This is a genomic window from Pseudoduganella guangdongensis (assembly GCF_009857475.1).
In the GTDB taxonomy this organism is placed as follows: domain Bacteria; phylum Pseudomonadota; class Gammaproteobacteria; order Burkholderiales; family Burkholderiaceae_D; genus Rugamonas; species Rugamonas guangdongensis.
Window position 1 is genome coordinate 223,157 of sequence record NZ_WWCJ01000004.1, and the last position, 19,872, is coordinate 243,028.

Genomic DNA, 19,872 nt, shown 5'->3' on the forward strand with positions numbered 1-19,872 from the left:
CATGAAAACTTTCACGATCCTCGCTCTTGCCGCCGCCCTGGTCCTGGCGCCGTCCGCGCAGGCGGAGCGCCTGAAGGACCTGGCCAGCGTTGCCGGCGTGCGCCAGAACCAGTTGATGGGCTACGGCCTGGTGGTTGGCCTGGACGGCTCGGGCGACCAGACCACGCAAACCCCGTTCACCGTGCAATCGGTGGCCTCCATGCTGCAGCAGATGGGGGTGGCGCTGCCGGCCGGCACCACCCTGCAGTTGAAAAACGTGGCGGCCGTGATGGTGACCACCAACCTGCCGGCGTTCGCGCAGCCGGGCCAGCAGATCGATGTCACCGTCTCCTCCATGGGTAACGCCAAATCGCTGCGCGGCGGCACCTTGCTGATGACGCCGCTGAAAGGCGCGGATGGCCAGGTGTACGGCATGGCACAGGGCAATGTGCTGGTGGGCGGCGTGGGCGCGCAGGCGCCGGGCGGCGGTGCTTCCGTGGTGGTCAACCACCTGTCGGTGGGCCGCATTTCCAACGGCGCCACGGTGGAACGCGCGGTGCCGACCGCGCTTGGCGACGGCAACCAGATCCGCCTTGAACTGAACACTACCGATTTTGCCACGGCCAGCCGCGTGGTCACCGCCATCAACGACAGATACGGCCCGGGCGTGGCCTACGCGCAGGATGGCCGCACCATCCGTGTCACCGCGCCCTCGTCGAGCGACGCGCGGGTGGCCTTTATCGGCGACCTGGAAAGCATCGATGTGCGCCCGGCGCGCCAGGCGGCCAAAGTCATCATGAATGCGCGCACCGGCTCGGTCGTGATGAACCAGGAAGTGACGCTTGAGACGTGCGCCATATCGCACGGCAACCTGTCAGTATCGGTGAGTGCCGAGACCCAGGTCAGCCAGCCCAACCCGCTCAGCGGTGGCCAGACAGCCGTTGTCCAGCAGGGCAATGTGGACATCAAGAAAGACTCCGGCAAGGTCATCATGCTGAAGGGCGGCGCTTCGCTGGCCGAAGTGGTCAAGGCCCTGAACGCCATCGGCGCCTCGCCGCAAGATTTGCTGGCCATCCTGCAGGCGATGAAGGCAGCGGGTTCGCTGCGCGCCGAGCTGGAAATCATTTGAGGACGCCGCCATGATCCCTCGGACCGTCTCGACCGACCTGAACAACGGGCTTGCCATCGACAGCAAGGGCTTTGGCGACTTGCGCCAATCGGCGCGCGCCGGTTCGCCGGAAGCGCTGAAGACCACGGCGGTCCAGTTCGAAGCCATGTTCGTCAATATGATGATGAAGAGCATGCGCGAGGCCACGCCGCAGGACGGCATGTTCGACAACCAGCAGACCAAGATGTTCACCACCATGCTGGACCAGCAGACCAGCCAGGACATCGCCAAGAAGGGCATCGGCCTGGCCGACGTGCTGGTGCGCCAGCTGTCGAAAACCCTGCAGCAGCAGGACATCAGCGCCGGTGACCCGATGGCGCGCGCCTTGCTCGACCAGGCCAAACTGCAGCGTTCGATCGAAGCCAGCGGCGGCGCCAGCGCCATCGCCGGCAAGAGCGACAAGGCGGCCGACAACAAGCCGGCCCACGTGCGCGCCTTCCAGGACAAATTGACCAGCCATGCGGAGGAGGCCAGCCGCGCCTCCGGCATCCCGGCCAAATTCATGCTGGGCCAGGCCGCGCTGGAGTCCGGCTGGGGCCGCCGCGAAATCAAGGGCCGCGACGGCAGTAACAGCCACAACCTGTTCGGCATCAAGGCCGGCCCCGACTGGAAAGGCCGCGTGGTCGAAACCGCCACCACCGAATATGTGAATGGCAAGCCGCAAGTGCGCGTCGAGAAATTCCGCGCCTATGACAGCTATGCCGACAGCTTTAAAGACTATGCGCGCCTGATTACCAAGAATCCGCGCTACGAAAAAGCCCTGGCCGCCGCCAACGGCACTGACGCCGCCGGCTTTGCGCGCAACCTGCAGAACGCGGGCTACGCCACCGACCCCAACTATGCCACCAAGCTGGCCAGCATTATCAAAAGGACATTGGCTTAGTTGAGCCATTTCAAGTTTTGCTGCGCAGCGCCGTTAACTGAGACATCATGACTGCACTCTTTGGTATCGCGAAATCCGGCTTAATGGCCGCCCAGACCGGGCTGACCACGACCGGCCACAATATTGCCAATGCGGCTGTGCCCGGCTATAGCCGCCAGACCGTCATCCAGGGCACCACGCCGCCGCTGAATGTGGGTGTTGGCTTCATCGGCACCGGCACCGAAGTGGCGCAGGTCAAGCGCGTCTATGATGATTTCGTCAACAAGCAGCTGCTGGGCGTGCAGACCCAGCAGGCGTCGGTCGACACCTACCTGAAGCAGATCAGCCAGATCGACAATATGCTGGCCGATTCGACGGTCGGGCTGTCGCCTGCGCTGCAAGGTTTCTTCAAGGGCATCCAGGACGCCAACTCGGCGCCGGCCTCGTCGGCCTCGCGCCAGGCCATGCTGTCCTCCGCGGAAACGCTGGCCTCGCGCTTTCACACCATGAACGACCGCTTGTCGGACTTGCAAAGTGGCACCAATGCCGCCATCACGGCCAATGTGTCCGAACTCAACGCCTTCGCCCGCCGCGTGGCCGACCTGAACAACCAGATCGCCGGCCTGTCGGTGGATCCTTCGCGCATCCCGAACGACTTGCTGGACCAGCGTGACCAGGTCATCAGCGAGATGAACAAGATCATCAAGGTCAATGTGACCCAGGCCGACAACCATATGCTGAACGTGTCGTTCGGCAGCGGCCAGCCGCTGGTGGTGGGTGGCAACGCGCAAGCCCTGGCGGTCGGCACCTCGGATACCGACCCGAGCCGCGTGGTGGTGGGTTACCAGACGCAAAACAAGCTGGCCATCCTGCCGGACGCGGTGCTGGTGGGCGGCCAACTGGGCGGCCTGATGCAATTCCGTAATGAAGGCCTGGACAAGGCGCAGAACCAGCTGGGCCTGATCGCTGCTGGCCTGACCGACACCTTCAATGACCAGCACAAGCTGGGCCTGGACCAGAACGGCCAGCCGGGCGGCAACTTCTTCAAGGATATCCAGGCCTACGTCGGCTATGACCGCGACAACGCCAGCAGCAGCACGCTGGACATCGCCGCCACCGTGGTGGACGGCGGCGCGCTGACCGGCGCCGACTATGATATGAATTTCGACGGCACCAACCTGGTGCTGACGCGCCGCTCGGATGGCGTGGCGACCGCGATTTCGCCATTCCCGCAGGGGGGCGTGCCGCAAGTGATCGACGGCGTCTCGTTCAATATCACCGGTGTGCCGGTGGTGGGCGACCATGCCGAGATCCGGCCGACGTATTACGCCGCCTCCACCATGGAAGTGGCAATCAAGGACGGCACCAAGATCGCCCTGGCCGCCCCGATCAGCACCTCGACGCCGAGCACCAATACCGGCAAGGTCAAGATGAGCCCGGGCGAGGTTGATGCCAACTACCTGTTGCCGGGCAATGCGCTGGCGGCGCCGGTCAACCTGACTTACGACCTGGCCAGCAACACGCTGAGCGGCTTCCCGGCAGTGGATGTGACGGTGACTGACGAAGCCGGTGTTGCCACCGTATTCCCGGCCGGCACCCCGGTGACCTACACTTCGGGCGCCAAGATCAGCTTCAGCGGCCTCAGCTTTACGCTGAGCGGCACGCCGGGCGACCTCGACAAGTTCGACATCAAGCCCGGCAGCGGCGTCGGCGACAACCGCAACGGCGTGGCATTGGCCGCCCTGCAAACCAAGAACACCATGCTGGGCGGCACCGCCAGCTACCAGTCCACCTATGCCGGCCTGGTCAATATGATCGGCAACCGCACGCGCGAAGCCGACATCAACAGCGCCGCGATGGAAACCGCAGTGGCGCAGGCAACGGAAGTGCAGCAATCGATTTCGGGCGTGAACCTCGACGAAGAGGCCGCCAACCTGATCCGCTACCAGCAAGCCTACCAGGCTTCGGCCAAGGTCATGGCCACCGCCGCCACCTTGTTCGACACCTTGCTCTCGCTGGGCGGTTAAGTAATTTGAAGGAATAGCATCATGGTCATGCGCATCAGCTCCAATATCATCTACAACAATGGCGTGGGCCAGTTGAATACCCTGCAGTCGCAACTGCAGCGGGCCCAGTTGCAGCTCTCGACCGGGCGCCGCGTGCTGACCCCGGCCGATGATCCTGTCGCGTCGGCGCGCGCGCTGGAGATCAGCCAGTCGAAGGAGATGAACACCCAGTTCGTGACCAACCGCACCAATGCGCGCAGTTCGATGTCGCTGGTGGACCAGTCGCTGCAGAACACCGACGACCTGCTGCAGGACGTCAAGCGCCTGATCGTCAACGCCGGCAACCCGGCGCTGTCGCAGCAGGACCGCCTGTCGCTGGCGACCGAGCTGGAAGGGCGCCTGGACGACTTGCTGGGCCAGGCCAATGCCACCGATGGCACCGGCGGCTTCCTGTTTTCCGGTTACAAGCTGGCGACCCAGCCATTTGCCAAGAATTCGACCGGCGCCAATTACCAGGGCGACCAGGGCGCGCGCGACCTGCAGGTGGCGACCTCGCGCAAGCTGCCAATCAGCGTATCGGGCTCCTCCATCTACGAAGAAATCCTGACCGGCAACGGCACCTTCGTAACGGGGGCCACGGCCGGCAACCAGACGCGCGGCGGCACCGGGATTATTTCGCCGGGCTCGGTGGTGGACCAGGCGGCGCTGACCGGCCACAAGTACACCATCGACTTTACCGTGGTGCCGGCCACCCCGGGCGTGCCGGAAGTGACGACCTTCACGGTCAACGACCTGACGAACGGCGGCCAGCCATTGCTGAACCAGCCCTACAAGCCGGGCGAACCGATCATATTCGACGGCATGCAGCTCGACATCAAGGGCAAGCCGGCCGACCTCGACCAGTTCACGGTGGACCCGAGCACCAACCAGTCCATGTTCACCACCATGCGCAACCTGATCACGGCACTGTCGGCCAGCCCGTCCAATCCGGTGGCCGACGCCGAGCGCACCAACCAGCTCAACCTGGCAAACCAGAACATGAGCAACGCCCTGGACAAGGTATTGTCGGTGCGCGCCAGCGTGGGTTCGGGCCTGAAGGAACTCGACCACCTCGACAGTGCCGGCGACGACCTCAACATCGCCTACGCGCAGCAGATCGGCGACCTGCTGGACGCCGACCCGGTGGAAACCATCTCCCGCTTCACCCAGCTGCAAACCAACCTGGAAGCAGCGCAGAAATCCTACAAGGCGTTGACCGGCTTGTCGCTGTTTAACTTCATCTGAGGCTTGCGGCTATCCCACTCGCGCGGCAGTTGCCGCGCTTTTTCGATGCCCTGGTTGACCAGGGTCTGGATCGGCATGTTCATGTAGGGCAGGGTCATCGTCAATGTCAGGAAGCCGACGCCGAGTGTGATGGGGAAGCCGATGCCGAACAGGTTCAGCTGCGGCGCGGCGCGGGTCAGGATGCCGAGCGCGACGTTGGTGATCAGCAGGGCGGCGACAATCGGCAGCGATAACTGCAGGCCGGCCGAGAAGATCTTGGCGCCCCATAGCGCCAGTTCCCAGAAGCCGTTGTTGTGGAAGGCAATTGCCGCCACCGGCAGGGTGTAGAAACTTTCCGCCAGCGCTTCCAGCAATACCAGGTGGGCGTTCACGGCCAGCACCGCCAGCGTCACGATCCACACCAGGAACTGCGAGACGGCCGAGGAGCGGCCCTGCGACATGGGGTCGAAGAAGCTGGCGAAACCCAGGCCCATGGTCAGGCTGGAGATTTCGCCCGCCATCTCCACCGCGGCAAACACCAGGCGCATGGCGAAGCCCATGCCGGCGCCGATCACGATTTCGCGCGCCAGCACCGACAGCCCGGCCCAGCCGGCCGGGTCGAGCGCCGGCATGGCGGGCACACCGGGCGCCACCACCATCGCCATCAGCACCCCCAGCGCGACTTTCACGCGCATCGGGATGCGGGCATTGCCGAAGATGGGGGAGGCGGCGATCAGGGCCAGGATGCGCGCGGTCGGCCACAGCAGGGCGGCGATCCAGGTGTTGAGTTCGGCGGAGGTGACAACCAGCATGGGTCAGCTGACGAAGGTGGGAATCCCGGTCAGCACCTGGCGCATGTAGTCGAGCATGACGGACAGCATCCACGGCCCGGCCACCACCAAGGCGACAAACACGCCCACCAGCTTGGGGATGAAGGACAGGGTGGCTTCGTTGATCTGGGTGGCGGCCTGGAAGATCGAGACGATCAGGCCGATCACCAGCGCCACCAGCAGCAGCGGCGCCGAGACCATCAACGTGACTTCCATGGCCTGGCGGCCCATGGTCATAACGGTTTCCGGGTTCATGGCCGGCTCCCCTAGTAGAAGCTCTGGGACAGGGAGCCCAGCAGCAGTTGCCAGCCATCGACCAGCACGAACAGCATCAGCTTGAACGGCAGCGAAATCACGGCGGGCGACATCATCATCATACCCATCGACATCAGCACCGAGGCCACCACCATGTCGATGATGAGGAAGGGGATGAAGATGGCAAAGCCGATCTGGAAGGCGGTCTTCAGCTCGGAGGTGATAAAGGCCGGCACCAGCACTTTCAGCGGCACGTCCTCCGGTCCCTGCAGGGCCGGGCTGCGCGAAATCTTGACGAACAGGGCCAGGTCGGACTGGCGCGTCTGCTTGAGCATGAAGGTCTTGAGCGGCGCGGCCGAGCGGTCCATGGCCTGCTGCATGCTGATCTTGTTTTCCTGCAGCGGAATCCAGGCTTCGGTGTAGATCTTGTCGAACACCGGGCTCATGACGAAGAAGGTCAGGAACAGCGACAGGCCGATGATCACCTGGTTGGGCGGGGCCGACTGCGTGCCAAGCGCCTGGCGCAGCAGCGACAGCACGATCACGATGCGGGTGAAGCCGGTCATCATCAGCAGCGCGGCCGGGATGAAGCTCAGCGCCGTCATCAGGATCAGCGTTTGCAGCGTCAGGCCGTAATTGGTGCCGCCGCCCGGGGCCGGCGTGCTGGTGAAGGCGGGAATGGTCGGTTCGGCCAGCGCGGCCAGCGGCAGCAGCAAGGCCGGCGCGGCGAGGGCCAGGGCGGCGGCGCGGCGCAGGGCGAACTTATTTGCCATTGCGCTTTTCAATCGTCTGTTTGAACCACTCGGCGAAATTGGCTGAGCCCATGGGCCCGGGCACCGCCTGCGCGCCGGCCAGGTCGGCCTGGTCGACTTCCTGGCGCGGCATGGTGGCCAGGGCGTTCATGCGGCCGGGCGAGGCGCCCACCACGATCCATTGCTCGCCCACTTCCACCACCAGGATGCGCTCGCGCGCGCCGACGCTGAGGGCGCCGACCAGCTTGACCGTGGTGCCGCCGGTGATGTGTTTCGGGCCGAAGCGCTTGAGCAGCCAGGCCAGGCCGACCAGCAGGGCGATGACGAAGCCAAGCGAGAGGATGGTTTGCAGCAGGGAGCCGGCGGCGGACGGCGCTTGCCCGGCCAGCACATTGGCGGGCGCCGGGGCGTTGGCGGCGCGGGCGCCGGCCAGCGCGGCTTGCTGTTCGGGCGTTGCGGCGGGCGCGGCGGCAGCAGGGGCAGCGGGCGCGCTGGCGCTGTCGGCGCTCGGCGCGGCTTGCTGGCTGGTGGCGATGGTGTCGGGGGCTGGCGCTTGCTGCGCCAGCGCGGGCGCGCTGGCGAGGCAGAAGGCGGCCGCCAGGGTGAGCGGCCGCAGGGTGCGAAGGACGGCGTGGCTTTGCTTCATTTATTCAATTTTCGGATGCGTTCGGAAGGCGTGATGATATCCGTTAAGCGGATACCGAACTTATCGTTCACCACCACCACCTCGCCCTGGGCGATCAGGCAGCCGTTGACCAGCACGTCCATCGGTTCGCCGGCCAGGCCGTCCAGTTCCACCACCGAGCCCTGCGCCAGTTGCAGCAGGTTCTTGATGGCGATCTTGGTACGCCCCAGTTCCACCGTCAGCTGGACCGGGATATCGAGGATGAAGTCGATATCGTTATGGGTTTCGGTCTTGTTCGGCTGCTTGGAAAAGTCCTTGAACACGGCGGCAGTGGCGGCCTGGTTCTGCATGGCGGCAGCTTCCGCGGCGGCCTGTTCGGCGATCGCGGCCCCCCACAGATCCTCTTCGCTGCTGGTATCGTCTTCTTGATTGTCCGACATGTTTCTCTCCTGTTTGCTGCTTTACTTCATATTATCGGCGTTTGCCAGCAGTTTCTCCACCTTCAATGCGTATTGCCCGTTCAACACACCATAGGTGCAGTCGATCACGGGCACGCCATCCACGGTGGCTTCGATGGTTTCCGGAATGGCCAGCGGGATCACATCGCCCACCTTCATGTTCAGGATCTCGTCGAAACTGACTTTCGCGGTACCGAGCTTGGCCACCAGTTCCACTTCGGCGATCTGGATTTGCTGCGTCATCAGGCGGATCCAGCGCTTGTCCACTTCCAGCGCCTCGCCCTGCAGCGAGGAGGTCAGCGCGTCGCGGATCGGTTCGATCATCGAGTACGGCATGCAGAAGTGGATCTGGCCGGACACCGAGCCAAGCTCAATGGTGAAGGTCGACGCCACCACCACCTCGTTCGGCGTGGCGATGTTGGCGAACTGCGTATTCATTTCGGAACGGATGTACTCGAACTCCACCGGGTACACCGGTTCCCACGACTTGGTATAGGCCTCGAACACGATATCGAGGATGCGCAGGATGATGCGCTGCTCGGTCTGGGTGAAATCGCGCCCTTCGACCCGGGTGTGGAAGCGGCCGTCGCCGCCGAACAGGTTGTCCACCAGCAGGAACACCAGGCCCGGGTCGAACACCATCAGGGCGGTGCCGCGCAGCGGCTTCATGTGCACCAGGTTGAGGTTGGTCGGCACCACCAGGTTGCGGATGAACTCGGAATACTTGGAGACGCGCACCGAACCGACCGACACTTCGGCGCTGCGGCGCAGGAAGTTGAACAGGCCCACGCGCAGCAGGCGCGCGAAACGCTCATTGATAATTTCCAGGGTCGGCATCCGGCCCCGGACGATGCGTTCCTGCGTCGCCAGGTTATAGGTGCGGACACCGGTCGACTCCTCGGGCGTCGCGACGTCGTCCTGATCGCCGTTAACGCCCTTTAAGAGGGCATCGACTTCTTCCTGGGAGAGAAAATTATCAGCCATGCTTTACACAACCTTACTGGATGATAAACGCCGTAAACAGCACTTCGGCCACTTCCTGGCTGTCCTCGCCGTTTTCAAACGGCTGGTTGACGGCTTCCAGGATATCCTTGCTCAGCTGTTGCTTGCCTTCCGGGGTATTGATCTCGGACGCGTGCTTGCTCGACAGCAGCAGCAGGATGCGGCTGCGCAGCTTGGGCATATTGTTCTTGATGACTTCCGACTCTTCCAGGCTGCTGGCCTGCAGGGTGATGGCCAGTTGCAGGTACTGCTCGCCGTTTTCCGGCTGCAGGTTGACCGTGAACTGGTCCACCGGCACATAGACCGGCGGGCCGGCTTTCTTGGCCTTCTTGGCTTTCTTGGCCGGCTTGGCGTCCTCGGCATGCTCCTCGCTGTCGCCCTGGAGCATGAACCAGGCGCCGCCGCCGCCCGCCAGGGCAAGCACCAGCACGCTGGCCATGATGATGATCAGCTTCTTCTTGGAACCACCGCCTACCGGTGCTGCTTCTGCCTTCGCATCAGCCTTCATTTTTGGATTCGCTTTCAATTCTGCCCTGGATGCAAGAGTTGGATCATGACGCCATTATGTCATTATCGCGAAAGCTTTCGGGGGGCGATGCGCCGAAAAGAGGCAGGAAGCGGGGCTATCTCTGCCTTAGGCGAAGGTATCGACCGCGCCCAGCACGCTGCGGCGTGCCTGGTGCGCATGCTGGTCGGCGCCGGCGGCGCTGTCGGAATTGTCATTTTGGCCATTCGCCACGCCACGGCCGCGCTTGTTGGCGGCCATCTGTTCGAAGGCTTCCTTCTGTTCCTGGCTGCCGGCCGAGACGCTGGTGTCGCCCAGCGCAATGCCGGCTTCACCCATGGATTCGCGCAGTTTCGGCAAGGCTTGCTCGAGCGCTTCGCGCACTTCCGGCTGGGCCGCCATGAAGGCGACGCTGGTCTGCTCGTTGGAAACGCTCAGCACCACCTGCAGCGGGCCCAGGTCGGGCGGGTTCAGGGTCAGGGTGGCGCTTTGCTCGCCGCCATTCACCATCCACACGACTTTCTGCCCCAGTTGCTGGTCCCAGCCCTGGCTGCCGACGCGGGCGTGCAGCTGGTTGCTGGCCACGGCTTGCGCGGCCTGGGCGTTGGCGGCGCCGGCGGGGGCTTGCGCGGTCGTGGCTTGCGCCGTGCTGGCGGGCAGGATGGTTTGTGCGGCGTCGCGCGCGGCGCCCTCGCCAGCTTTGCCGGCATCGAGCTTGGCCTGGGCCAGGGTGGCCTGGAAGTCGGCTGGCGGCGCCACGCCGGCGCCTGGCTGCGGCGCGACGGCGGCCAGGTCGGTCCCGTCCGCCGCCAGCGCTGCCGCGGGCGCCGATCCCGACTGGGCGGCAGCGCTCTGCTGGGCGATGCGGGCGTCTAACGCAGCAAGTGTCTTGGCCAGGGCGGCATGGTCGATGGCCGGGCTGGATACACCGTTCTCATCGGCATTGCCGATCATCCTGCGCAAGCCTTCCGCTGCATACTCGGGCGCCATGTTGGCCGGTGGTTCAGCGCCGGTCGCCATGCCCGGCCACTGCGCCATGGGCATAGTTTCAAAGCGTTTATCCAGCTGCGCCGCAGCCCCTTGCGCGGCGCCAGCGACGGCCAGGTTGGCGGCCTCGCCAGCGGGTGCGGTCGTCGCGACCGCGGGCTGGTTCAGGCTGGCCATCAGCATCAGCATCTCGGCAATCGGGTCACTGGCTTGCTGCTGCGCAGCATCGGCGGCGCCGGCGTCGTCGGCGGCAGCGGCGCCGGCATGGGCCGCCGTGGCGCTGCTGGCGTCGGCGGCGCTGGCGTCCGGGGCCTGCTGCGTGGCCTCACCGCCGCGCGCGGCATGTGCTGCGTCCGGGCTGGTATTGGCTGGCTGGCTGGCCGGTTTGGCGGCGGGCGCGGGCTGCGCCGGCTTGGCTGCCTGGGGATTGGCAGGCGGCGCCTGGCGTGCTGCTTGGGCTTGCTGAGCCGGCTGGCTGTGCGGCTGCGCGGCCGCAGCGGGCTTGGCGGCCTCGGCGCGGCGGGCGGCGGGGGCGGCCGGGGCCGGCGTCGGCGGCAGCGCAGCGGCCTGGCGCTCGATCTGGCGGTTCAGCGCTTGCAGGAACTGTCCATCCTCCTGGGCCGCCGTGGCCGCGCCCGAACGCGGGCTGGCCGGGTTGCCGGAGAGGAGGGGATTGGTCTGGACAGTCTGGGTATTCATCGTAAAACCTAGCGTTTGAAAAATGCCTGCCGAGAGGCGTGTTCATCCATGGCCTTCTGGTCGCGCTTGGCTTCCTTCTTGAGCTCCTGGGCGTGCGCCCGGTCGCGCAGGGTGGAGAAGGACATGCGTTTGCGTTCCGCGTCCTGCCACGCCTGCTTTTCCTGGTCGCCGCGCGCCTTGCTGTGGCGCAGCACATCTTCCTGGCCCTTGATGGCCGCATCCAGTTTCTCCATGAACGCCTGGAAATTGCGGTAAGCCAAGGGCGTAATGCCTTGCTGTTGCGAAGCGTCGAAGCGGCGGCCGTATTCGTCGCGGTAGCCGACCAGCATGTTCAGCTTCTCTTCCGCGTCGGCCACGGCTTTCAGGGCCGCGCCAAGGCGCTTGGCCGCATCGTCGGTTTCCCGCCGGGCCAGGTCAATCAGGGTTTCCAGTTGCTGGGTAGAGGCCATGATGGTTCATTATAGGCAAGGCCAGCCGTATCAATCAGTCGAATAGCGTGGTTAATTGGCCCAAGCTCTCCGGCATGGTGACTTGCTCGGTAATCTGTTGTTGTAAGAATTGCTCGATTTTGTCGTGCAGCCCGATGGCCTGGTCCAGCACCGGGTCGGTGCCCGGGGTATAGGCGCCGACGGCGATCAGGTCGCGGCTGCGTTCGTAGCGTGAAAACAACTGTTTCAGCTTGCGCGCCTGGTCCTGGTGGCTGTGCGAGGTGATCGAGTGCATGGCGCGGCTGATCGACTGTTCGATATCGATGGCCGGGTAGTGGCCGGCCTCGGCCAGGCGGCGATTGAGCACGATGTGGCCGTCCAGGATGGCGCGCGCCGAGTCGGCGATCGGATCCTGCTGGTCGTCGCCCTCGGTCAGCACGGTGTAGAAGGCCGTGATGGAACCACCGCCCAGCTCGCCATTGCCGGCGCGTTCGACCAGCACCGGCAGCTTGGCGAAGACCGAGGGCGGGTAGCCCTTGGTGGCGGGCGGCTCGCCGATGGCCAGCGCGATTTCACGCTGCGCCATGGCATAGCGGGTCAGCGAATCCATGATCAGCAGCACGTTCTGGCCCTTGTCGCGGAAGTGCTCGGCGATCGCCGTGGCATAGGCCGCACCCTGCATGCGCATCAGCGGCGGCGTGTCGGCCGGCGCCGCCACCACGCAGGAGCGGCGCAAGCCTTCCTCGCCCAGGATTTGCTCGATGAATTCCTTGACCTCGCGGCCCCGTTCGCCGATCAGGCCGACCACGATGATGTCGGCTTCCGTGTAGCGCGCCATCATGCCCAGCAGCACCGACTTGCCGACGCCGGAACCGGCGAACAGGCCCATGCGCTGGCCGCGTCCCACGGTCAGCATGGCGTTGATGCAGCGCACGCCCACGTCCAGCGTTTCCACGATGGGCGCGCGGCCCAGCGGGTTGGCCGGACGCACATTGATCGGCGCCGAATCGCTGGTCTGGATCGGGCCCAGGCCGTCCAGCGGGCGGCCGGCGCCATCGACCACGCGGCCCAGCAGTTCGGGGCCGACCGGCAAATGGCGCGCGCGGTCGCTCGGGCGCCGCCGCGGATGCGACACGCTGCCGGGTTTCGGTACGCTTTGCTCCACGGGGAAAACGCGGGTGCCGGGCACAATGCCTTCGACATCGCTTTGCGGCATCAGGAACAGCTTGTCGCCCTCGAAGCCGACCACTTCCGCCTCCACCTTGCCGCCGGAGGGCAGGGGCACGGTGCAGGCGGCGCCCACGGCCAGGCGCAGGCCGACCGCCTCCATCACCAGGCCGGCCACGCGCGTGACGCGGCCCGACACTTGCATCGGCTCGATGAAGTCGACCAGGGTGGCGCAGTCGTTCAGGTAGGAACGCCAGCGGCCGGCATGCACGTGCGGATCGGGAGCGCCCATGTCAGCCCAGCCAGTCCACGTCCTTGCCGAGCGCCAGGCTCAGGCGCTGCCAGCGCGACGGCACGGTGGCATCGATCTGGTTGGAGGCGGTATCGACCTTGCAGCCGCCGCGCTCCAGGGTCGGGTCGTCGATCACGCGCCAGCCGCCCTTGTCCAGTTCTTCGGCTATGCTATCGCGCACCACCACGGCATCCTCGGGGTGCAGGATCAGCAGGGCCGGCTGCTGCAGCGCCGGCAGGTATTCGATCGCTTCGCGCACGATCGGCAGCACCAGTTCCGGCTTGACGTGCAGGGCGGTTTTCAGCATGCCCTTGGCCAGGTGCAGGGCCAGTTCCAGCACTTCATTGCTGATGACCTGGTCGGCCTCGCGCAGGGCAGCGCTGAAGTTGTCGGCGATCTCGCGCACCGGCGCCAGCGCCTGCTCGGTGGCGGCGCGCTGCTCGTCCAGCGCTTGCGCCATGCCTTCCTCGTGGCCGGCCTTGAAGCCCTCGTTATAGCCCTGCAGGCGCGCCTCTTCGCGGATGGCGGCCAGTTCTTCCTCGCTCGGGTACTCGGGCTGCGGCGGGTGTTCAGCGGCGTAGGCCGCTTCCTCGGCCTCGATGACGGCGGCTTCTTCGGCGGCGGCATGGGCGCGCGCTTCCGCCGCTGCGCGTTCCTGCTGCGCGACCACGCTCGGGCGCGTGTCGCCAAAGGATTGCATTTCCCAGCGCTGGTAGGCGGTCTGCTGTTCTTTTGGAATATTCGACATCAAACGAAGGAATCCTCACCTTTACCACCGAGCACGATCTGGCCTTCATCGGCCAGGCGCCGCACAATCTGCAGGATCTGCTTCTGCTGCGTCTCCACCTCGGACAGGCGGACCGGGCCTTTGTTCTCCAGGTCCTCGCGCATCATTTCCGAGGCGCGCGCCGACATGTTCTTGAACACCTTGTCGCGCAGGTCGGGCGAGGCGCCTTTCAGCGCGATGATCAGCATTTCGGACTGCACTTCGCGCAGCAGCAGCTGGATGCCGCGGTCGTCGACATCGATCAGGTTGTCGAACACGAACATCTCGTCCATGATCTTCTGCGCCATATCGTTGTCGTAGTTCTTGATATTGTCCATCACGTTCTGTTCCTGCTCGCCGGACATGAAGTTCAGGATCTCCGCCGCCGCGCGGATGCCGCCCAGCGTGGATTTCTTGATGTTTTCGTTGCCGGACAGGAGCTTGGTCAGCACGTCGTTCAGTTCGCGCAGCGCGGCCGGCTGCACGCCGTCCAGGGTCGCGATCCGCAGCACCACGTCGTTGCGCAAACGGTCGGTGAAATTGCCGAGGATTTCGCAAGCCTGGTCGCGCTCCAGGTGGACCAGGATGGTGGCGATGATCTGCGGGTGCTCATTGCGGATCAGCTCGGCCACCGACTGCGAATCCATCCATTTCAGCGATTCAATGCCGGACGCATCCTTGCCGCCCAAAATGCGCGACAGCAGCACCGAGGCCTTGTCGTCGCCCAGCGCCTTGGTCAGCACCTGGCGGATGTACTCGTCCGAGTCGAGGCCGACGGTGGAGGCGGCCGCGTACTGGTCGCGGAAATCGTCCAGCACATCGACCACCATCTCATGCGGGATGTTCTTCATGGTGGCCATCGAGGCGCCCAGCTTGAGCACTTCGCGCGGGCCGAGGAATTTCATGACCTCGGCCGCTTCCGCCTCGCCCAGGGCCAGCATCAGGATGGCGGCCTTCTGCAGGCCGGTGTTTTCGCTAGTCATTGTTGCCTATCCATTCCTTGAGCACGTTGGCGACGATGCGCGGGTCTTCCGCTGCCAGTTTCTTCGCCAGCGCCAGGTTGTCGCGGTAGGTGCGGGCAGTGTTTTCTTCCATCTTGGCGATTTCCTCCGCCAGCAATTCTTCCGGTGTCGGGCCGAGGGGTTCCACGATAGGCTCCGGTTCCGGTTCCGGCTCCGGTTCGTTGATCTGGTCGATCTTCTTGAACACCGGCCGCATCATCGGGCGCACGATACGCAGCAGGATGTACAGCAGGATCAGCGCCGTGATCAGGAACTTGGCCAGCTCTTTCGCCAGCGGCAGGTTGGCCGGATCGCGCCACCATTCCAGCGGTGGTTCAGGCTCCTTGTCGACGCCGTCGAATGGCGCGTTGGCCACGCTGACGGAGTCGCCACGGTCCTGGTTGTAGCCCATGGCTTCCTTCACCAGGCTATTGATCTTGGCCATCTCATCCGCACTGAGCGGCTTGACCACGACCTTCCCGTTTTTATCGATGGTGCGACGGTAGTTTACTACGACGCCGACCGTCATGCGCTTGAGTCCGGCCATCGCCTTCTGCTCATAACGCACAGTCTTGTCGACTTCATAATTGGTGGTCGATTCCTTATGGCTCGGCGCGGCGGTGGCAACGGCCGCCCCAGGCGCCGGCTGGCCCGGCGGGGTGGTGGTCAGCGGCGCCGTCGCCACGCCCGGCGGCTGGTTCGACAGCGCGCCCGGGATGCCGCCCGGATTCTGGTTGGCATTGCCGTTGGTCTCCGTGCTCTGCTGGCTGCGGATGGCCGAGGCGGCCGGCGGCGAATTCGGCTTATAGGTTTCGGCCGCCTGCTCGATGGCGGAGAAATCGACGTCGGCCACCGCCTCGGCGCGCACATTGCCCTCGCCCACGATCGGCGTGATGATCGATTCGACCTGCTTGATGACCTGCTTCTGCATCTCCTGCACATACTTGAGCTGGGACGCGTCGAGGTTCTTGGCGTTGTTGGCCGCGTTGCCGTTCTTGTTCAGGTCCGACACCAGGTTGCCCGACTGGTCCACCACCGTGACATTGGCCGGCGACAGCTCCGGCACGGACGAGGCGACCAGGTGCACGATGGCGCTGACCTGGGCCGGGTCGATCATGCGGTTGGCGTGCAGCTGCAGTACCACCGAGGCGGTCGGCTTTTGCGCATCGCGCACGAAGACGGACGGTTTTGGCATGGCCAGGTGCACGCGCGCCGACTCCACTGCGCCGATGGACTGGATCGAACGCGCCAGCTCGCCTTCCAGCGCGCGCTGGTAATTGACCTGTTCCAGGAACTGGGACACGCCCAGCTTCTGGTTCTCCATCACTTCAAAGCCGACATTGCCGCCCTTGGGCAAGCCCTGCTGGGCCAGGCGCAGGCGCACATTGTGCACCTGGTCGGACGGCACCAGGATGGCCTGGCCGCCCTCGGCCAGCTTGTACTTGATCTGGGCCGCGTCCAGCGCCGCCGTGATGGCGCCGCCGTCCTTGTCGGTGTAGTTGGCGAACAGGACTTTGTAGTCCGGCTCCTTATTCCACATCCACAGCATCAGGATGAGTGCCAGCACGCCAGCCACGGCCGCGCCGCGGATCACCATCTTGCCCATCGGGGTCTGGAAGAAGGCGAAGCGCCCCTTGGGGGCTTGCTGGACGTCTGGATCGTCGATATCGAGTTGTTCGGCGGCTGCAGCCATGGGTAATCACTGTGGGGTTAATGGGCCTGTTGCACATTATCCAGCGATCATGCGCTGTTTAAAGGCAGGAATAGGCACCCGTTTGCCTTGCTGCTCAGTGCAAGCCCCTTGTGCGGGAAGCCTTATTCTGGAAGCCTGACAGTAGGAATCTATTGTAGCAAGGCAACATCCCACTGCAAAAATTTTGGAGTAAAAAGAAATGAAAACAGGCGGCATAGACAGCAGCCAGATCCAGGCCATGATTGCCCAGTTGAAAGCTGCGGCGACCCGGCCGGCAGCCACGCCCCCGGCGATCCAGACCGAAAAGGTGGCGCCCAAGCCCGACTTCACCGACGCCATGAAAGGCGCGCTGGACGCGGTGCAGGCCAGCCAGACCAAGGCCGAAGGCATGACCAGGCGCTTCCAGATGGGCGACGACTCGGTGAATTTATCGGACGTCATGATCTCGATGCAAAAAGCCAGCATCAACTTCCAGGCCACGGTCCAGGTGCGCAACAAGCTGGTGCAGGCCTACCACGACATCATGAACATGCAGGTGTAAGAACCGGTGCCAGGTCTGTCAAATGGACAAAAGGCGCACGTACGTGCGCCTTTTGTCCATTTGACAGACCTGGCACCGGTTTACCCGAGGCCGGCGATGCGGGCGTTGCGTTCGCGCTCGAGCTTGGTGATGTAGCGTTGCACGGCGTTCAGGGCCGAGCGCGGGAGCTCGACGAACTGGCAGCCCAGGCGGCGGTTGGATTTGTTGTTTAAAAGCGTCAGGTCCAGGGAGTTGCGGATCTGCAGGCCGGCGGTGACCGGGCCCACTTCGGGCAATTCGATGCGGCAGTCGGCGTACACCTTGCCGATCGTGTCGCCCAGCACCAGGCTGTTGTCGAGGATGGCAATGCCGCCACAACTGATATCGGCTAAGGGGAAGGCCTTGCTGCCGCCGCCCAGTTCGGCCGGCAGCGGGATCAGCACGCGCACCGGGTTGCTGACCGGCGTCGCCATGCGGTAAAACTCGCGCCGCTGCAGGCGGATCAGGCTGGCCGGCAGGGCCATCTTGAAGGCGGGGCTGCCTTCAAACGTGCACGCTTCAATGTGCTCGCCGCCGAACATGATGCGGATCTTGTCCAGCGTGGTCTCGAAAGAAAGCCTTTTAGCGCTTAGGATGCGGCGGTTCTGGTCGGGGTTGATCGAGCAGTCGAGGATGACGTTGCCGGCGTCGGCATCGACTTCCAGGATGGACGTGACGCACACATCGGACTCGCCATGCACCAGCATGCGGATCAGCTGGCTTTTCTCGCCAATGCTGCGCAGCAGGGCGATGATCTCGCGGCGTGAGGACACCTCGAAGTCATGCCAGTTCTCCAAGTCCGAGTCCGAAATATAGCTGTGCATCAAAGTCCGTTTTCTGGGGATTCATTCGGTACGCTCAGATCGGGGGCCGGGGGCCGGGGCTGCCCCGTCTTTTGCGCTGCTTCAATATGATATAGCCACGCTAACAGTTCCGCAATTACGCGGTAGAGCAGGGGTGGGATCTGGTGGTCCAGGTCCACTTCCATCAGCAGCGAGACCAGTTCCTTCGATTCGTGGATGAACACGCCGTGCTCGGCGGCGACGGCGATGATCTGCTCGGCCACCAGGCCGCGCCCCTTGGCGACCACCTTGGGCGCGCCTTCGCCGCTCTTGTACGCGAGCGCGACGGCGCTTTGCAGCGGCTTGCGCGGCAGCTCGTTGGGGTCACCCTGGGCCATCGTGGCCTTCCGCTTTGATGGCGAGCGAGGCCAGCGGCGCGCCGGCGGCGTCCAGCGCTTGCTGCAGGGCGCCGGCCCAGGCGCGCAGGGTGTCGGCGGTTTCCTCGCTGCCCGATTCGACCGCGATGTGGACCTGGTCGCCGACCAGCGTGACCTTGGCGCCCACCGTGCCCAGCAGGGGGAAGCGGAAGCGCACGCCGCTGCGCCAGACGGTGTCGGCTTCGCCGTCGCGGCCATCGCGCCCGCCCTGGCCGCCTTGGCGCTGCTGTTCGCGCTCGACCAGCCATTGCATCTGCTGGCCGGGCCACGCTTCGCCTTGCCACAGCACCTTGCCTTGCTCCTGGGTGTGCAGTTGCTGGTTGATCATCTGGGCGGCGGACAGGTCGGGACCGGCCGCCAGCTTGGCGGCCGCTTCCAGCGGGTTCTGATTGGCGCCCTGCAGGGCGGCGTGGCGCTGCATCTGCGGTTCGCGCTGCAGGTCTTGCAGGGGGCGCTTGCCGGCGGCCCATTCGGCGACGTGCGATTCGTAGAACAGGCCGCTGTCCCCGAGGGCGCGCTGCAGGCCTTCGCTGAGCTTGGCGGTGTCGGGCGGGCCGCCGGCGCTGAGCGGGGCCTTGCCGTTGATGGTGACCGGGACGCCGGGCGAGGTGTAGGCACTGGCCAGGGCGCTGGCAATAGCGCGCGCGGCCGGGCTGAGGGCGGCTTGCGGGGTGTCTTTGCCCAGCGCGGGCAACTGGTCGGCCGGGACCAGGGGCGCTTTGCTGAGCAAGGCGGCGCCGGGACTCAGGGGACGTGCTTGGGTTTGCGGGGCGCTGGTCTGGCTGGCGAGGACGGCGTCGCCTTCTGCGCCCCGGCCGGCGGCGGCAGCAGCGGCGCCACTGGCCACGGCAGCCCCGGCGCCCGCGTTCAGGGCGGCGCCGGGCGCGCCTGCCGCTGCGCCGCCGGCAGCCTGGCCGGCTTGTCCGGCGGGCGGCTGCTTGCCGCTCAGGTTGATGATGGCCGCTTCCTGCGCGGGCAGGCGGCCGCCGCCAGCTGGCGTGTCGGGAATCGGGTCGCCGCTGACGAAGGTGGCCATCTGGCCGGCCTGCGGGCTGCCGGCGCCCACTTGCAGCGTGGGGCGCGGCTGGGCGCTGATGACCGTCAGCGGCAGCTCATCGCCGGTGTTGACGCCGGGCGGCAGCAGCATGCGCGCATTGGTGTCGGCCACCCGCACCAGGAAACTGCCATCGTTGAATTTGCTGAGGACCTGGGCTGGCAGGGTTTGCCCGACCATTTGCGAGAGGGCGCGCTGGAAGGCTTCCTGCCGCGGTGTCGCCACCGCTTGCGCCGCCGAGGCGGCGCTGGTGGGACTGACGCCGCGGATGTCCAGGCGCGGGGGCAGCATGCCAGCCGCCC

Annotated in this window: 21 protein-coding genes; 5 read left to right on the top strand and 16 right to left on the bottom strand. The window is 65.2% G+C overall.

Annotated features, from left to right (window positions below; all coding sequences use genetic code 11):
- Position 1: 1 nt before the first annotated feature.
- Genes GTP41_RS07085 through flgL form a run of 4 tightly spaced genes read left to right on the top strand, consistent with a single transcriptional unit; the run spans position 2 to position 5,299 of the window.
- A complete protein-coding gene (locus GTP41_RS07085; protein WP_161024865.1) occupies positions 2-1,108 on the top strand; it encodes a flagellar basal body P-ring protein FlgI in 1,107 nt (368 codons plus the stop codon).
- Positions 1,109-1,118: 10 nt separating this feature from the next.
- Positions 1,119-2,030, top strand: coding sequence for a flagellar assembly peptidoglycan hydrolase FlgJ (gene flgJ / locus GTP41_RS07090; RefSeq protein WP_161024866.1), 912 nt, complete (start codon positions 1,119-1,121; stop codon positions 2,028-2,030).
- Positions 2,031-2,077: 47 nt separating this feature from the next.
- Complete coding sequence (flgK, locus tag GTP41_RS07095) at positions 2,078-4,036, top strand: flagellar hook-associated protein FlgK (protein WP_161024867.1); 1,959 nt, start codon at positions 2,078-2,080, stop codon at positions 4,034-4,036.
- Between the two features lie 21 nt (positions 4,037-4,057).
- The gene (flgL, locus tag GTP41_RS07100) at positions 4,058-5,299 is read left to right on the top strand and encodes a flagellar hook-associated protein FlgL (protein ID WP_308700836.1); all 1,242 of its coding nucleotides are present in this window, start codon (positions 4,058-4,060) and stop codon (positions 5,297-5,299) included.
- Here flgL and fliR read toward each other — a convergent pair.
- The 13 genes from fliR to fliF all read right to left on the bottom strand — a co-directional run bounded on the left by fliR (position 5,257) and on the right by fliF (position 16,738).
- Positions 5,257-6,090: a flagellar biosynthetic protein FliR gene (fliR, locus tag GTP41_RS07105; RefSeq protein ID WP_161024868.1), complete on the bottom strand. Its 834-nt coding sequence runs from the start codon at positions 6,088-6,090 to the stop codon at positions 5,257-5,259. The two genes, flgL and fliR, sit on opposite strands and share 43 nt — an antisense overlap.
- 3 nt (positions 6,091-6,093) lie before the next feature.
- Positions 6,094-6,363 carry a flagellar biosynthesis protein FliQ gene (gene fliQ / locus GTP41_RS07110; protein ID WP_161024869.1) on the bottom strand — a complete coding sequence of 90 codons (270 nt, stop codon included), beginning with the start codon at positions 6,361-6,363 and terminating at the stop codon, positions 6,094-6,096.
- Positions 6,364-6,374: 11 nt separating this feature from the next.
- On the bottom strand, positions 6,375-7,136 hold the full coding sequence (gene fliP / locus GTP41_RS07115; RefSeq protein ID WP_161024870.1) for a flagellar type III secretion system pore protein FliP: 762 nt from the start codon (positions 7,134-7,136) through the stop codon (positions 6,375-6,377).
- Positions 7,126-7,761, bottom strand: a complete 636-nt coding sequence (gene fliO / locus GTP41_RS07120; RefSeq protein WP_161024871.1) for a flagellar biosynthetic protein FliO — start codon at positions 7,759-7,761, stop codon at positions 7,126-7,128. The genes fliP and fliO overlap by 11 nt, the downstream gene beginning before the upstream one ends.
- Positions 7,758-8,180: a flagellar motor switch protein FliN gene (gene fliN / locus GTP41_RS07125; RefSeq protein WP_161024872.1), complete on the bottom strand. Its 423-nt coding sequence runs from the start codon at positions 8,178-8,180 to the stop codon at positions 7,758-7,760. Before fliN ends, fliO begins: the two co-directional genes overlap by 4 nt.
- A 21-nt stretch (positions 8,181-8,201) precedes the next feature.
- The gene (gene fliM, locus GTP41_RS07130; RefSeq protein WP_161024873.1) at positions 8,202-9,182 is read right to left on the bottom strand and encodes a flagellar motor switch protein FliM; all 981 of its coding nucleotides are present in this window, start codon (positions 9,180-9,182) and stop codon (positions 8,202-8,204) included.
- 13 nt (positions 9,183-9,195) lie between these two features.
- Complete coding sequence (gene fliL, locus GTP41_RS07135) at positions 9,196-9,708, bottom strand: flagellar basal body-associated protein FliL (RefSeq protein ID WP_161024874.1); 513 nt, start codon at positions 9,706-9,708, stop codon at positions 9,196-9,198.
- A 126-nt stretch (positions 9,709-9,834) separates the two neighbouring features.
- Complete coding sequence (locus GTP41_RS07140) at positions 9,835-11,391, bottom strand: flagellar hook-length control protein FliK (protein ID WP_161024875.1); 1,557 nt, start codon at positions 11,389-11,391, stop codon at positions 9,835-9,837.
- A gap of 8 nt (positions 11,392-11,399) precedes the next feature.
- A complete protein-coding gene (fliJ, locus tag GTP41_RS07145) occupies positions 11,400-11,840 on the bottom strand; it encodes a flagellar export protein FliJ (RefSeq protein WP_161024876.1) in 441 nt (146 codons plus the stop codon).
- A 34-nt stretch (positions 11,841-11,874) separates the two neighbouring features.
- Positions 11,875-13,278 (bottom strand): flagellar protein export ATPase FliI, encoded by a 1,404-nt coding sequence (gene fliI / locus GTP41_RS07150; RefSeq protein WP_161024877.1) that lies wholly within the window; start codon positions 13,276-13,278, stop codon positions 11,875-11,877.
- 1 nt (position 13,279) lies between these two features.
- A complete protein-coding gene (locus GTP41_RS07155; protein WP_161024878.1) occupies positions 13,280-14,026 on the bottom strand; it encodes a flagellar assembly protein FliH in 747 nt (248 codons plus the stop codon).
- Positions 14,026-15,027 carry a flagellar motor switch protein FliG gene (gene fliG / locus GTP41_RS07160; RefSeq protein WP_161024879.1) on the bottom strand — a complete coding sequence of 334 codons (1,002 nt, stop codon included), beginning with the start codon at positions 15,025-15,027 and terminating at the stop codon, positions 14,026-14,028. Before fliG ends, GTP41_RS07155 begins: the two co-directional genes overlap by 1 nt.
- Positions 15,020-16,738, bottom strand: a complete 1,719-nt coding sequence (gene fliF, locus GTP41_RS07165; protein WP_371867294.1) for a flagellar basal-body MS-ring/collar protein FliF — start codon at positions 16,736-16,738, stop codon at positions 15,020-15,022. Before fliF ends, fliG begins: the two co-directional genes overlap by 8 nt.
- A gap of 199 nt (positions 16,739-16,937) precedes the next feature.
- Between fliF and fliE the strand changes: the two genes are divergently transcribed.
- A complete protein-coding gene (gene fliE, locus GTP41_RS07170; RefSeq protein ID WP_161024880.1) occupies positions 16,938-17,279 on the top strand; it encodes a flagellar hook-basal body complex protein FliE in 342 nt (113 codons plus the stop codon).
- An 80-nt stretch (positions 17,280-17,359) separates the two neighbouring features.
- Here fliE and GTP41_RS07175 read toward each other — a convergent pair whose 3' ends face one another.
- Genes GTP41_RS07175 through fliK form a run of 3 tightly spaced genes read right to left on the bottom strand, consistent with a single transcriptional unit; the run spans position 17,360 to position 19,861 of the window.
- The gene (locus tag GTP41_RS07175; protein ID WP_161024881.1) at positions 17,360-18,121 is read right to left on the bottom strand and encodes a flagellar brake protein; all 762 of its coding nucleotides are present in this window, start codon (positions 18,119-18,121) and stop codon (positions 17,360-17,362) included.
- Positions 18,121-18,477, bottom strand: a complete 357-nt coding sequence (locus GTP41_RS07180) for an EscU/YscU/HrcU family type III secretion system export apparatus switch protein (RefSeq protein WP_161024882.1) — start codon at positions 18,475-18,477, stop codon at positions 18,121-18,123. The genes GTP41_RS07175 and GTP41_RS07180 overlap by 1 nt, the downstream gene beginning before the upstream one ends.
- Positions 18,464-19,861: a flagellar hook-length control protein FliK gene (fliK, locus tag GTP41_RS07185; protein ID WP_161024883.1), complete on the bottom strand. Its 1,398-nt coding sequence runs from the start codon at positions 19,859-19,861 to the stop codon at positions 18,464-18,466. The genes GTP41_RS07180 and fliK overlap by 14 nt, the downstream gene beginning before the upstream one ends.
- Positions 19,862-19,872: the final 11 nt, after the last annotated feature.

Excerpts from the sequence above, each read along its gene's own strand:
- GTP41_RS07085 (WP_161024865.1), top strand. The coding sequence starts at position 2 with ATGAAAACTTTCACGATCCTCGCTCTTGCCGCCGCCCTGGTCCTGGCG.
- flgJ (WP_161024866.1), top strand. The coding sequence starts at position 1,119 with ATGATCCCTCGGACCGTCTCGACCGACCTGAACAACGGGCTTGCCATC.
- flgK (WP_161024867.1), top strand. The coding sequence starts at position 2,078 with ATGACTGCACTCTTTGGTATCGCGAAATCCGGCTTAATGGCCGCCCAG.
- flgL (WP_308700836.1), top strand. The coding sequence starts at position 4,058 with ATGGTCATGCGCATCAGCTCCAATATCATCTACAACAATGGCGTGGGC.
- fliR (WP_161024868.1), bottom strand. The coding sequence starts at position 6,090 with ATGCTGGTTGTCACCTCCGCCGAACTCAACACCTGGATCGCCGCCCTG.
- fliQ (WP_161024869.1), bottom strand. The coding sequence starts at position 6,363 with ATGAACCCGGAAACCGTTATGACCATGGGCCGCCAGGCCATGGAAGTC.
- fliP (WP_161024870.1), bottom strand. The coding sequence starts at position 7,136 with ATGGCAAATAAGTTCGCCCTGCGCCGCGCCGCCGCCCTGGCCCTCGCC.
- fliO (WP_161024871.1), bottom strand. The coding sequence starts at position 7,761 with ATGAAGCAAAGCCACGCCGTCCTTCGCACCCTGCGGCCGCTCACCCTG.
- fliN (WP_161024872.1), bottom strand. The coding sequence starts at position 8,180 with ATGTCGGACAATCAAGAAGACGATACCAGCAGCGAAGAGGATCTGTGG.
- fliM (WP_161024873.1), bottom strand. The coding sequence starts at position 9,182 with ATGGCTGATAATTTTCTCTCCCAGGAAGAAGTCGATGCCCTCTTAAAG.
- fliL (WP_161024874.1), bottom strand. The coding sequence starts at position 9,708 with ATGAAGGCTGATGCGAAGGCAGAAGCAGCACCGGTAGGCGGTGGTTCC.
- GTP41_RS07140 (WP_161024875.1), bottom strand. The coding sequence starts at position 11,391 with ATGAATACCCAGACTGTCCAGACCAATCCCCTCCTCTCCGGCAACCCG.
- fliJ (WP_161024876.1), bottom strand. The coding sequence starts at position 11,840 with ATGGCCTCTACCCAGCAACTGGAAACCCTGATTGACCTGGCCCGGCGG.
- fliI (WP_161024877.1), bottom strand. The coding sequence starts at position 13,278 with ATGGGCGCTCCCGATCCGCACGTGCATGCCGGCCGCTGGCGTTCCTAC.
- GTP41_RS07155 (WP_161024878.1), bottom strand. The coding sequence starts at position 14,026 with ATGTCGAATATTCCAAAAGAACAGCAGACCGCCTACCAGCGCTGGGAA.
- fliG (WP_161024879.1), bottom strand. The coding sequence starts at position 15,027 with ATGACTAGCGAAAACACCGGCCTGCAGAAGGCCGCCATCCTGATGCTG.
- fliF (WP_371867294.1), bottom strand. The coding sequence starts at position 16,738 with ATGGCTGCAGCCGCCGAACAACTCGATATCGACGATCCAGACGTCCAG.
- fliE (WP_161024880.1), top strand. The coding sequence starts at position 16,938 with ATGAAAACAGGCGGCATAGACAGCAGCCAGATCCAGGCCATGATTGCC.
- GTP41_RS07175 (WP_161024881.1), bottom strand. The coding sequence starts at position 18,121 with ATGCACAGCTATATTTCGGACTCGGACTTGGAGAACTGGCATGACTTC.
- GTP41_RS07180 (WP_161024882.1), bottom strand. The coding sequence starts at position 18,477 with ATGGCCCAGGGTGACCCCAACGAGCTGCCGCGCAAGCCGCTGCAAAGC.
- fliK (WP_161024883.1), bottom strand. The coding sequence starts at position 19,861 with ATGCTGCCCCCGCGCCTGGACATCCGCGGCGTCAGTCCCACCAGCGCC.